11 protein-coding genes and 1 tRNA gene are annotated in these 10,973 nt (G+C 63.8%); 10 read left to right on the top strand and 2 right to left on the bottom strand.

All coding sequences use genetic code 11. The annotated features are described in order from the left end of the window. Positions 1 to 134: 134 nt before the first annotated feature. A complete protein-coding gene (locus ABY403_RS08060; protein ID WP_372840263.1) occupies positions 135 to 476 on the top strand; it encodes a DUF2853 family protein in 342 nt (113 codons plus the stop codon). A gap of 12 nt (positions 477 to 488) precedes the next feature. Here ABY403_RS08060 and ABY403_RS08055 read toward each other — a convergent pair whose 3' ends face one another. Then, positions 489 to 1,103, bottom strand: a complete 615-nt coding sequence (locus ABY403_RS08055) for an enoyl-CoA hydratase/isomerase family protein (RefSeq protein ID WP_372840261.1) — start codon at positions 1,101 to 1,103, stop codon at positions 489 to 491. A 121-nt stretch (positions 1,104 to 1,224) separates the two neighbouring features. Here ABY403_RS08055 and ABY403_RS08050 point away from each other — a divergent pair, with 121 nt between their 5' ends. Together ABY403_RS08050 and ABY403_RS08045 are read left to right on the top strand one after the other, a co-directional pair. Next, the gene (locus ABY403_RS08050) at positions 1,225 to 2,709 is read left to right on the top strand and encodes a DUF2125 domain-containing protein (RefSeq protein ID WP_372840259.1); all 1,485 of its coding nucleotides are present in this window, start codon (positions 1,225 to 1,227) and stop codon (positions 2,707 to 2,709) included. Between the two features lie 86 nt (positions 2,710 to 2,795). Then, on the top strand, positions 2,796 to 4,142 hold the full coding sequence (locus ABY403_RS08045) for a TldD/PmbA family protein (RefSeq protein WP_372840257.1): 1,347 nt from the start codon (positions 2,796 to 2,798) through the stop codon (positions 4,140 to 4,142). Between the two features lie 66 nt (positions 4,143 to 4,208). Here ABY403_RS08045 and ABY403_RS08040 read toward each other — a convergent pair. Beyond that, positions 4,209 to 4,284: transfer RNA gene (locus tag ABY403_RS08040), tRNA-Lys, on the bottom strand. Positions 4,285 to 4,388: 104 nt separating this feature from the next. Between ABY403_RS08040 and dapF the strand changes: the two genes are divergently transcribed. From dapF to dxs, 7 genes are all read left to right on the top strand, one after another. Further along, positions 4,389 to 5,228, top strand: a complete 840-nt coding sequence (gene dapF, locus ABY403_RS08035; RefSeq protein WP_372840255.1) for a diaminopimelate epimerase — start codon at positions 4,389 to 4,391, stop codon at positions 5,226 to 5,228. Further along, positions 5,225 to 6,478: a tRNA (N(6)-L-threonylcarbamoyladenosine(37)-C(2))-methylthiotransferase MtaB gene (gene mtaB / locus ABY403_RS08030; protein ID WP_372840253.1), complete on the top strand. Its 1,254-nt coding sequence runs from the start codon at positions 5,225 to 5,227 to the stop codon at positions 6,476 to 6,478. The genes dapF and mtaB overlap by 4 nt, the downstream gene beginning before the upstream one ends. Positions 6,479 to 6,488: 10 nt before the next feature. Next, a complete protein-coding gene (locus ABY403_RS08025; protein WP_372840251.1) occupies positions 6,489 to 7,097 on the top strand; it encodes an FMN-binding negative transcriptional regulator in 609 nt (202 codons plus the stop codon). A gap of 47 nt (positions 7,098 to 7,144) precedes the next feature. After that, positions 7,145 to 8,101, top strand: a complete 957-nt coding sequence (locus ABY403_RS08020) for a histone deacetylase family protein (RefSeq protein ID WP_372840250.1) — start codon at positions 7,145 to 7,147, stop codon at positions 8,099 to 8,101. After that, the gene (locus ABY403_RS08015) at positions 8,073 to 8,309 is read left to right on the top strand and encodes an exodeoxyribonuclease VII small subunit (RefSeq protein ID WP_372840249.1); all 237 of its coding nucleotides are present in this window, start codon (positions 8,073 to 8,075) and stop codon (positions 8,307 to 8,309) included. Before ABY403_RS08020 ends, ABY403_RS08015 begins: the two co-directional genes overlap by 29 nt. Continuing rightward, positions 8,310 to 9,176 carry a polyprenyl synthetase family protein gene (locus ABY403_RS08010; protein WP_372840248.1) on the top strand — a complete coding sequence of 289 codons (867 nt, stop codon included), beginning with the start codon at positions 8,310 to 8,312 and terminating at the stop codon, positions 9,174 to 9,176. It abuts the gene before it with no gap. A 19-nt stretch (positions 9,177 to 9,195) separates the two neighbouring features. After that, positions 9,196 to 10,973, top strand: a 1,778-nt coding sequence (gene dxs / locus ABY403_RS08005) for a 1-deoxy-D-xylulose-5-phosphate synthase (protein ID WP_372840247.1), incomplete at its 3' end; no start/stop codon positions are given.

Raw genomic sequence — 10,973 nt, 5'->3', positions numbered from 1 at the left:
GCGGTCAAGTCGCCAGTGACGCAGGCCCGACATTTCCCTTTGTGTGAAACCTAGAATGGATTTAGCTTGATGTAGGGGCGGGAAGCGCCCCTGTTGCACGTATCAATCCGAACCGGAACGGGTGGGAGTGGAAAATGGGTAAACGTGACGAGCTTATCGCCAAATATGCGGACGATCTGAGAAACAAATGCAAGGTGACGCCAGACATGGCGCTGCTGACCAAAGTTACCATCGGTTGCGGCCCGGCGATCTATAATGCCGACGCGGAAACCGTTGCCGCCTCCCAAGAGTCCGAATTGGAAACCGTCAAGACCAACTTCCTGATCCGCAAACTTGGCCTCAGAGACGGCCCAGAGCTGATGGCGGCAATCAACGCCGTGATGGAAACCTATGGAAGATCCGAGCGTAACAAGTATCGCGCGGTCGTTTACTACATGCTCGTCAAGCATTTCGGCAAAGAAAAGATCTATAGCTGAGCGCCCGTCGCCTCAGTCAAAAAGCTTCTTGATCGACCCTGCAAGACCGTCGCGCGCTGCGCTGGCATCGGCTGCCAGCGCGGCAGCTGCCTCTGCCAGTGCCTCGGGCGCCACGATGCGGTCGATCAAACCCCAGGCCAGCGCCTCTTCTGCCCCGATCTTCTGCCCCGCCATCAAAACCATCTTTGCGCGCGCCGGGCCGATCAGCGCCGCCATCCGCTTCGGATCGGAAGGTTGCGGCAGAAAGCCCAACTTCATCACCGGATAGAAAAACCTAGCCTCTGGCACGGCAATGCGCAGATCGCAGGCCAGCGCCATGCCAAACGCGCCCCCCGCCAGCGTGCCGTTCAGCGCGGCGATGGTCAGGCAAGGCAAACCTGCGATGCGCGCCGAAAGTTGTTCCCAGATCGCGTCGGTGGCCAGCCCGGCGCGTGCCTCTTCAAGGTCGGCCCCCGCCGAAAACACCTTGCCCTTGCCGGTAAGCACCAGCGCGCGCGCGCCTTCGCCAGCGGCACGCGCGGCGATCTCGTCAAGCTGCCCAAGCATCACGCGGGTCAGCGAATTGGCCTTTTCGGGGCGGTTGATGCTAATCACCCAAAGCCCTTCGGAAATCGACAGATCGATCATCGCGCGCCACGCCTTTTTCCACTAACCGAGGCAATCTCTAACAAGCTGCGAATCCCTTGACCACTGCGCAAAGGCACATGATGCTGCTGCTGACCGTTCCGTATTCAGAAAAGGTATGATCATGTCAAAGTGGAGTTTGCTCGGGACTGGCACAGCCACCGCACTGATTTTCAGTGGCGGGGCCGCATTTGCAGACGTTTCCGCAAGGGATGTCTGGACCCAATGGACCCAAAGCCTTGAGGGGCTGGGTTACACTTTCGTAACCTCGGGCGAGCAGATGGCCGGCGATACGCTGGTTGTCAGCGATGTGGTGATGTCCATGACACGGCCCGAAGGCACTTTTGACATGAACGTCGCCGAAATCCGGCTGAAGGAAACTGGCGACGGCAAGGTGGTCGTGACCATGTCGAACGACATCCCGATCTGGGCCACCAGCACGGCCGAAGACATGCCGCCGGTTAACACCACCATGATGATGCGCCAGCAAGGCTATGAGATGACCGTTTCGGGTGTGCCCGAGAATATGGCCTATGATGTCGTCGCCACCGAGATTGCGGTCGAAGGCACTGGCACCGGCGGCGATGCGACCAATCCCGAAGGCGAGTTTGTGATGACGCTGCGCGATATCGCGGGCGCCTATCAGCTCGACACTGCGAAGGGCCAGAACATCACCGCCAATTTTTCCGCATCGGCGTTCGAGATGACGGCGTCTGGCACCGACCCCGAAACCAACGGCATGTTCGATATGTCAGCAAACGTCGCCAATTCGGTTTCGAGCTTTAGCGGCTATATGCCCGATGGCGTTGACATGAACGATATGACCGCCGCGATCACCGCAGGTTTCTTTGGTGAGGGCGAGGTCAATATGGGCGCAAGTTCGTTCAACATGAACTTTGCCGATGAAACCGGCCCCGGGTCCATGGCCTCAACCGGCGACGGCGCGCTGCTGCACTTCTCGCTTTCGGGTGACGGGTTGGAATACGGCGTCGATGCCGGGGCCTCGACAGTGCAGATCATGGCACCAACGCTGCCCCTGCCGATCGACGTGGCGCTTTCGTCTACGAACTTCCTGATGTCGATGCCGATCGTGAAGGGAGAAGAGTTGCAGAACTTTGCCCTTAAGCTTGGGCTTGGCGGGCTGACGGTTTCAGAATCGATCTGGGCCATGTTCGACCCAACCGCGCAATTGCCGCGCACACCCGCCGAGATGCTGATCGACGTTACCGGCACGGTCAAGCTGATCGCCAACCTCTTCGACCCGGCAGACCTAGAAGCCAACCCCGTTCCGGGTGAGATGAACGCGGTCACCGTGCACGGGTTGCGCGTGGCGGCGGCAGGGGCCGACCTTACCGGCACGGGCGACTTTACCTTTGACAATTCGATGGGCATTCCGATGCCAATGGGCGCGGTCGATCTGCGCCTGATCGGTGCCTATGCCTTGATGGACAAGCTTTCCGCGATGGGCCTTTTGCCTGCGGAACAAGCCGCTGGCTTCAAGGCGATGCTCGGGCTTTTCGCAGTGCCGGTGGGTGCCGACGAATTGACCTCGAAAATCGAGATGCGCGAAGACGGCGGGGTTTACGCAAACGGCCAGCGCCTGCAATAAGTGCGGCGCTAGGGTAGCGTCAGGGGCCGTCCGGATGCCACCGGGCGGCCCTTGGCTTGAATGACTGGGAACAGGATAGGGTGCTTATGGAAAACCGACTGCAAGATCTGACCGCCGCACTACTGGCGGCAGCGGCACGTGCAGGCGCGCCCGCGGCAGATGCGGTTGCCGTCGATGGCCGCTCGGTTTCAATCGACGTGCGCCAAGGCAAGTTGGAACAGGCCGAACGCTCAGAGGGTGTCGAAATCGGGTTGCGGGTGCTGATCGGCGGGCGCCAAGCCTGTGTTTCCGCATCACAAACCGGGGCAGACACAATGGCCGAAATGGCTGCCCGCGCCGTGGCGATGGCGCGTGAGGCACCCGAAGACCCCTTTGCCGGTTTGGCCGACCCCGGCATGATCGCGCAAGACTGGAACATCGACGCGCTGGAACTGGCCGACCCCGCCGCAGAACCCGAAGCAAGCGAATTGCAGCACGACGCACAGCGCGCCGAGGCCGCGGCACTGGCGGTGGCGGGCGTGGCGCAGGTGCAATCTGCCTCGGCCAGCTATTCGCGCCGCAACCTCTGGTTTGCTGCCTCCAACGGCTTTTCAGGCGGCTACGGGCGCACCTCGCGCGCGGTTTCGGCGGTAGCAATCAGCGGCGAAGGTGCTGCGATGGAACGCGACTGGGCCGCCGAGGCGCGCGCTTTTCAGGCCGATCTGCCTTCGCCCGATGATGTCGGCTTGCTGGCAGGCCAACGCGCGGTTGAACGCCAAGGCACCCGCCGCCCGCCGACCGGGGCCTATCCGGTGCTTTATGACGAACGCATCGCTTCGGGCCTGATCGGCCACCTGCTGGGCGCGATCAACGGCGCGGCAATCGCGCGCGGGTCTTCGTGGTTGCTGAACGCCTTGGGCACCGAGGTTTTGCCCAAGGGGCTTTCGATCATCGAAGACCCTTACCGCGTGCGCATAGCCGGCTCGCGCCCCTTCGATGCCGAAGGTCTGGCAACCCGCCGCCGCGCCATTGTCGATAACGGCACGCTGACGGGCTGGACGCTGGATCTGGCCACCGCGCGCAAGCTGGGCATGGATTCGACCGCCTCTGCCTCGCGCGGCACCTCGTCGCCGCCCTCGCCGGGCAACTCCAATATCGCGCTGACTCAAGGCAGTCGCAGCCGCGAAGAGCTTTTGCGCGAAATGGGCACCGGCCTTTTGATCACCTCGCTGATCGGCTCGTCGATCAACCCGACAACGGGCGACTATTCGCGCGGCGCGTCGGGCTTTTGGGTGCAGAACGGTGAAATTGTCTGGCCGGTGAACGAATGCACCGTCGCGGGAAACTTGCGAGAGATGCTTGCCCGCATCACCCCCGCCAACGACGCGCGCCAGCATCTGAGCGTTGTCGTGCCAAGCCTTCTGGTCGAGGGGCTGACGCTGGCGGGTGCCTGAACCCCCCGCACCACCGCCCGCTTGGCACGCAGGCCAGCGGGATCGCGGTGGTTTATGGGGTGATGGTGGTGAGCCGGTCGGGGCTCGAACCCGAGACCTACTGATTAAAAGTCAGTTGCTCTACCAACTGAGCTACCGGCCCATCACAGGGCGCTTCTGTAGTTACCACGCCGGGGCGGGTCAAGCGTATAATTGGCTGAAATCCTGCCACTGGTCGAATCTGCACGTATTGCGTAAAAGCACGCCATGATGAGCAAGCAACCCACCGCAGGCCTGCCTTTCCTAAAAATGCACGGCGCAGGCAATGATTTCGTGGTTCTCGACGCCCGCTCGGGCGGCGAGATGGTTTCGGCTGCGCTGGTGCGCGCGCTGGGCGATCGCCACCGGGGCGTGGGCTTCGATCAATTGGTGTTCATCGAAAAAGATCCAAAGGCAGATGCGCGGCTGACGTTTTTCAACGCCGATGGCACAACTGCGGGTGCCTGCGGCAATGCCACGCGCTGCGTTGCATGGTTGATCTTGCAAGAATCTGGTGCGGAACGGCTGACCTTGCGCACCGAACGCGGGTTTTTGGCGGCCGAAGACGCGGGTGGCGGCCTGACCCGGGTGAACATGGGCCCGCCGCAGCTAGACTGGGCCGATCTGCCGCTTTCGCGCGCCGTCGATACGCTACACCTGCCGTTGCCGGGCGACCCGGTTGCGGTTGGCATGGGCAATCCGCATTGCGTGCACTTCGTGCCCGATGCCGAGGCGGTTGATGTGGCCGGGCTTGGCCCCCGCATCGAACACGACCCGCTGTTTCCACAGGCCACCAATGTCGAGTTTGCCTCTCTGACCGCGCCCGACAGGCTTCGGATGCGGGTATGGGAACGCGGCACGGGCATCACGCTTGCCTGCGGTTCGGGCACTTGCGCCACTGCCGTTGCCGCGCATCTGCGCGGCCTGACCGGGCGGCGCGTCACGGTTGAAGTCGATGGCGGCACGCTAGAGGTTGATTGGCGCGACGATGGCGTGTGGATGACCGGCCCCACCGCGCTGGTGTTTCAAGGCACGCTTTCCCCCGATTTTCTGGCCGCCCACGCATGAGCGCGCCGATATTCGCCACGCATGGCTGCCGCCTCAACGCCTATGAAAGCGAGGCGATGAAGGAACTGGCCGCGGCTGCGGGCATGGGCGATGCGGTGATCGTCAACACCTGCGCTGTTACCGCCGAGGCAGTGCGCAAGGCCCGGCAGGAGATTCGCCGCCTCGCGCGCGAAAACCCCGGTGCTCCGATCATCGTGACCGGCTGCGCCGCCCAGACCGAGCCTGAAACCTTTGCCGCGATGCCCGAGGTCGCCCGCGTCATCGGCAACCACGAAAAGATGCAGCCCGAAACTTGGGCGGGGCTTGCCGCACCCGATCTGATCGGGGCCACCGAAAAGGTGATGGTCGATGACATCCTTTCGGTGCGCGAAACGGCGGGCCACCTGATCGACGGTTTTGGCCGGCACAGAGCCTATGTTCAGGTGCAAAACGGCTGCGATCACCGCTGCACTTTCTGCATCATCCCCTACGGGCGCGGCAATTCCCGCTCGGTTCCGGCGGGCGTGGTGGTTGAACAGATCAAGCGACTGGTGGGCAAGGGCTTTGCCGAGGTAGTGCTGACAGGGGTGGACCTTACCTCTTGGGGTGCCGATCTGCCTGCCACGCCCCGGCTGGGTGATCTGGTAATGCGCATCCTGCGGCTGGTGCCAGACCTTGCGCGCCTGCGGATCAGCTCGATCGACAGTATCGAGGCCGATGAGAACCTGATGCAGGCGATCGCAACCGAGCCGCGCCTGATGCCGCATCTGCACCTAAGCCTGCAAGCGGGCGATGATATGATTCTCAAGCGCATGAAGCGCCGGCATCTGCGCGACGACGCGATCCGCTTTTGCGAAGAGGCGCGGCAGTTGCGCCCCGGCATCGTGTTTGGGGCCGACATCATCGCAGGTTTTCCGACCGAGACTGAGGCGATGTTCGAAAACTCGATGCGCCTTGTCGAAGAATGTGGTCTGACCTTTTTGCACGTCTTTCCCTTCAGCCCGCGCAAGGGCACGCCCGCCGCCCGGATGCCGCAAGTCAAAGGCCCGGCAATCAAGGAACGTGCGGCCCGCCTGCGCGCGCTGGGCGATGCGCGCCTGCACGCGCATCTGCTGGCCGAGGTTGGCCAGACGCGAACCGTCTTGACCGAAGGCCCGCGCCTTGGCCGCACCGAGTTTTTCACCGAAGTAGCCTTTGCAGCCGATCAGCCCGAAGGCACGCTGATGAATGTGCGAATCGCCGGCCACAACGGCGCGCAGCTTTTGGCTTGAGGGGGCTCTCATGCACTCGAACCCAGCTTTCCGCGCTGAAACCGCCGAGGCTAATCTGGCAGCGGCGCTGGCGCGCGGTTTTGGGGCGCTTTGCGTCAATGGGGCTGCGGGGCCGCTGGTTTCGCATTTGCCGTTTTGCGCGAATGCGGGCGGGATCGAGTTTCACGTTGTCCGAAACGCGCCAATGGCCCGCGCCTTGGCCACGCCGCAGCCGGGGGTGATGGTGGTCAGCGGTGCCGATGCCTACGTCTCGCCCGATTGGTATGGGATGGACCATCAGGTGCCGACATGGAACTACCACGCCGTGCATCTGCGCGGCAGGGTAGAGCTTTTGCCCGAATCCGCGCTGCTTGGGCATCTGGAACGGCTTTCCGCCACCTTTGAAGATCAGCTGCAAAAGGCCCCGTGGAAGATCGACAAGATGCCAGACGAGGAGTTGGCGCGAAAGATGCGCGCCATAGTGCCTGTGGTGCTGCACCTTGACGATGTGCAAGGCACGCTGAAGCTGGGCCAGAACAAACCCGCTGCGGCGCGCATTGCGGCGGGCAAGGCGATGCTGACCGAAGGGTTCGGCCCCGGCGCCGCCGAAATCGGCGCACGAATGGTGGTGCCCGACTAGGCCGCGCAAGCCTTGCCGGGCGTGGCCGGGCGCACTAGCCTTGGCCCATGAGCACAGCCTTTTTCACACATGACTCGGCGCTTAAACATGTGGCCCCACCCGGCCACGCCGAAAGCGAGTCGCGGATCGAGGCGATCTGGGCGGCATTGCGCGCGCCAGAGTTTGCCGCACTCGCCCGCTACCCCGCCCCGCTCGCGCCCGAGGCCGAGGTGCTGCGCTGCCATCCGGCGCGGCATCTAGAGGCCGTGCGCATGGCAATTCCCGCGGCGGGTTGGGCAATGCTCGACCCTGATACCTTCGCCGCGCCCGGCTCGCTTGTTGCCGCACTTCACGCCATCGGCGGGGTCAACGCGGCGGTTGATCTGGTGCTGGCAGGGCAGGCGGGTAACGCCTTTGTCGCCATGCGCCCGCCGGGGCACCACGCCGAGGCCGAGCGCGCGATGGGCTTTTGCCTATCTGGCAGTATTGCGATTGCCGCGATGCGCGCGCTTGACCATCACGGGTTGGCCCGCGTCGCGGTGCTTGATTTCGATGTGCATCACGGCAACGGCACGCAGGCGCTGCTTTGGGATGAACCGCGCGCGATGTTCGTGTCATCCCATCAGATGCCGCTTTACCCCGGATCGGGCTATGCAAGCGAAACCGGGGCGCATGGGCAGATGATCAACCTGCCGCTGCTGCCCGGGTCGGGCGGGGCCGAAATGCGCGCCGCTTGGCAAGAGGCGCTCGACCGCGTGCGTGACTTCGCGCCAGAGCTTATCCTTGTTTCAGCCGGCTTCGATGCGCACCACGCAGACCCGCTTGCCGCGCTGGAATGGACCGACTCGGATTTTCGTTGGCTGACCCACGCCATCTGCGATCTGGCCGATGATTGCTGCGCCGGGCGGGTGGTCTCGACACTTGAAGGCGGATATGATTTGACCGCCGTTGCGGCCTCGGTTGCAGCACATGTGGCAGTTCTGATGGAGCGTGATGATGACCGAAATAGCGGCGATGAACTTTGAAGACGCGATGGCGGCGCTGGAAAAGGTCGTGCGCGATCTAGAGCAGGGTTCGGTATCGCTGGACCAGTCAATCACGCTTTACGAACGCGGCGCGGCGCTCAAGGCGCATTGCGAGGCGCTGTTGAAGGCCGCCGAAGAGCGGGTTGAAAAAATCACGCTTGGCGAAAACGGCGCGCCCACGGGCGCCACGCCGGTGTCGGGGCTTTAGATGTTTCCAGAACGGCTGGCGGCGGCGCAGCGCGGTGTGCAAAGCGCGCTTGATGCCGCTATCGCGCAGTTTCCGGGCGGGCAGCTGCGCGATGCCATGGGTTACGCGGCCAAGGGGGGCAAGCGGCTACGCGCCTTTCTGGTGCTGGAAAGTGCCGCGTTGCACGGGCTGAGCGTGGCGCAGGCCATGCCCGCCGCCGCCGCGGTCGAGGCGCTGCACGCCTACAGCCTCGTTCACGACGATCTGCCTTCGATGGATAACGATGATCTGCGCCGCGGCCAGCCCACCGTGCATGTGAAATGGGATGAGGCGACCGCCGTGCTGGCGGGCGATGCGCTGCAAGCCCTAGCGTTTGATCTCTGCTGCGACCCCGCGCTCGGGTCGCCCGCGCGCCGCGTCGCGCTGGTTGCGGCACTCGCCCACGCCTCGGGTGCGGCGGGCATGGTTTATGGCCAAGCGCTTGACATAGCGGCAGAAACCGCGCCAGCGCCGCTGAACTTGGCCGAAATCACCACGCTTCAGGCAGGCAAGACCGGCGCGCTCATCTCCTTTGCCGCAGAGGCGGGGGCGATACTGGCAGGTGCAGACCGGGCCCCCCTTGCGGCCTATGCCAAGGCACTTGGCCTTGCGTTTCAGATCGCCGATGACATCCTCGATGTGACCGGAACCGAGGCGCAGGCAGGCAAGCGGCTGGGCAAGGATGCGCAGGCGGGCAAGGCCACTTTCGTGACCCTGCTGGGCCTCGATGGCGCGCGCGCGCGTGCAGATGCGCTGGTCGAAGACGCCTGCGCGGCGCTTGCACCCTACGGCACAAAGGCGCAAACCTTGCGGGATGCCGCGCGTTTCGTTATCTCCCGGCAAACCTGACGCCCCCGGAGGGCTGCGAATGACTGACCGCCCACAGACCCCCATGCTCGATCGCGTGCGCCTGCCCTCGGATCTCAAGGGCCTCACCGACCGAGAGTTGCGCCAACTGGCCGACGAGCTTCGCGCCGAGACGATTTCGGCGGTGTCGGTTACGGGCGGCCACCTTGGCGCGGGGCTGGGCGTGGTTGAATTGACCGTGGCGCTGCACGCCGTCTTTGATACACCGCGCGACAAGATCATCTGGGATGTCGGGCACCAGTGCTATCCGCACAAAATCCTGACTGGTCGGCGCGACCGTATTCGCACGCTGCGCCAGAAGGGCGGGCTTTCAGGTTTCACCAAACGCTCGGAAAGCGCCTATGACCCGTTCGGGGCGGGGCACAGCTCTACCTCCATTTCCGCCGCGCTGGGCCTTGCCGTCGCGCGCGATCTGGGCGGTGATGCGGGCGATGCGATTGCCGTTATCGGTGACGGCGCGATGAGCGCGGGCATGGCGTTCGAGGCGATGAACAACGCAGGCCATCTAGGCAAGCGCCTGTTCGTGGTGCTGAACGACAACGAAATGTCGATCGCCCCGCCCGTTGGTGCGCTTTCGTCCTATCTCACCCGGCTCTATGCGGGCGGCCCCTATCAAGATCTGAAGGCAGCCGCCAAAGGCGCTGTCAGCCTTCTGCCAGAGGGCCTGCAAGAAGGCGCACGCCGCGCCAAGGAAATGCTGAAAGGCATGACCGTGGGCGGCACCCTGTTCGAGGAATTGGGCTTTACCTATGTCGGCCCGGTCGATGGCCACGACCTCGATCAACTCTTGCCGCTGCTGCGCACCGTCAAGACGCGCTCTACCGGCCCGATGCTGATTCATGTCGTGACCAAAAAGGGCAAGGGCTACGCCCCGGCCGAAAGTGCCGCTGACCGAGGCCACGCCACTGCCAAGTTCAATGTGCTGACCGGTGTGCAGACCAAGGCCGTATCAAACGCGCCAAGCTACACCAAGGTTTTCGCCCAAAGCCTTTTGGCCGAGGCCGAGCGCGATGAAAAGATCGTCGCCGTCACCGCCGCCATGCCCGAGGGCACTGGCCTTGATCTGTTTGCCAAGCGGTTCCCGCGCCGCTGCTTTGATGTGGGCATCGCCGAACAGCACGCCGTCACCTTTTCCGCCGGTATGGCGGCAGGGGGGATGAAGCCGTTTTGCGCGCTCTATTCCACCTTCCTGCAACGCGGGTTTGACCAGATCGTGCATGATGTGGCGATCCAACGCCTACCGGTGCGTTTTGCCATCGACCGCGCCGGATTGGTGGGTGCGGACGGTGCAACCCATGCCGGTGCCTTTGATGTGGCCTTCCTTGCCAATCTGCCGGGTTTCGTGGTGATGGCTGCGGCCGATGAGGCGGAACTGGTGCATATGGTCGCCACCGCCGCGGCGCATGACGCAGGCCCAATCGCCTTTCGCTATCCGCGCGGCGAGGGCGCTGGCGTGGAAATGCCCGCCAAAGGCGTGCCGCTGGAAATTGGCCGTGGTCGCATTGTGGCCGAGGGCGGGCGCGTGGCGATTCTGTCCTTCGGCACCCGCCTTGCCGAGGTGTTGAAAGCGCGCGAGGCGCTGGCCGCGCGCGGCCTTGCCCCCACCGTCGCCGACGCCCGCTTTGCCAAGCCGCTTGACCGCGATCTGATCCTGCGGCTGGTCGCCGGGCACGAGGCGCTGATTACCGTTGAAGAAGGCGCAATCGGCGGTTTTGGCAGCCATGTCGCACAGCTTCTGGCCGAAGAAGGCATTTTCGATCGCGGCTACCGCTTCCGCAG

This window comes from Phaeovulum sp. (assembly GCF_041596715.1).
In the GTDB taxonomy this organism is placed as follows: Bacteria; Pseudomonadota; Alphaproteobacteria; order Rhodobacterales; family Rhodobacteraceae; genus UBA6213.
This window is presented reverse-complemented; position numbering and strand designations above follow the sequence as displayed.

Excerpts from the sequence above, each read along its gene's own strand:
- ABY403_RS08010 (WP_372840248.1), top strand. The coding sequence starts at position 8,310 with ATGTTTCCAGAACGGCTGGCGGCGGCGCAGCGCGGTGTGCAAAGCGCG.
- mtaB (WP_372840253.1), top strand. The coding sequence starts at position 5,225 with ATGAGCGCGCCGATATTCGCCACGCATGGCTGCCGCCTCAACGCCTAT.
- dapF (WP_372840255.1), top strand. The coding sequence starts at position 4,389 with ATGATGAGCAAGCAACCCACCGCAGGCCTGCCTTTCCTAAAAATGCAC.
- ABY403_RS08015 (WP_372840249.1), top strand. The coding sequence starts at position 8,073 with ATGACCGAAATAGCGGCGATGAACTTTGAAGACGCGATGGCGGCGCTG.
- ABY403_RS08050 (WP_372840259.1), top strand. The coding sequence starts at position 1,225 with ATGTCAAAGTGGAGTTTGCTCGGGACTGGCACAGCCACCGCACTGATT.
- ABY403_RS08020 (WP_372840250.1), top strand. The coding sequence starts at position 7,145 with ATGAGCACAGCCTTTTTCACACATGACTCGGCGCTTAAACATGTGGCC.
- ABY403_RS08060 (WP_372840263.1), top strand. The coding sequence starts at position 135 with ATGGGTAAACGTGACGAGCTTATCGCCAAATATGCGGACGATCTGAGA.
- ABY403_RS08055 (WP_372840261.1), bottom strand. The coding sequence starts at position 1,103 with ATGATCGATCTGTCGATTTCCGAAGGGCTTTGGGTGATTAGCATCAAC.
- ABY403_RS08025 (WP_372840251.1), top strand. The coding sequence starts at position 6,489 with ATGCACTCGAACCCAGCTTTCCGCGCTGAAACCGCCGAGGCTAATCTG.
- ABY403_RS08045 (WP_372840257.1), top strand. The coding sequence starts at position 2,796 with ATGGAAAACCGACTGCAAGATCTGACCGCCGCACTACTGGCGGCAGCG.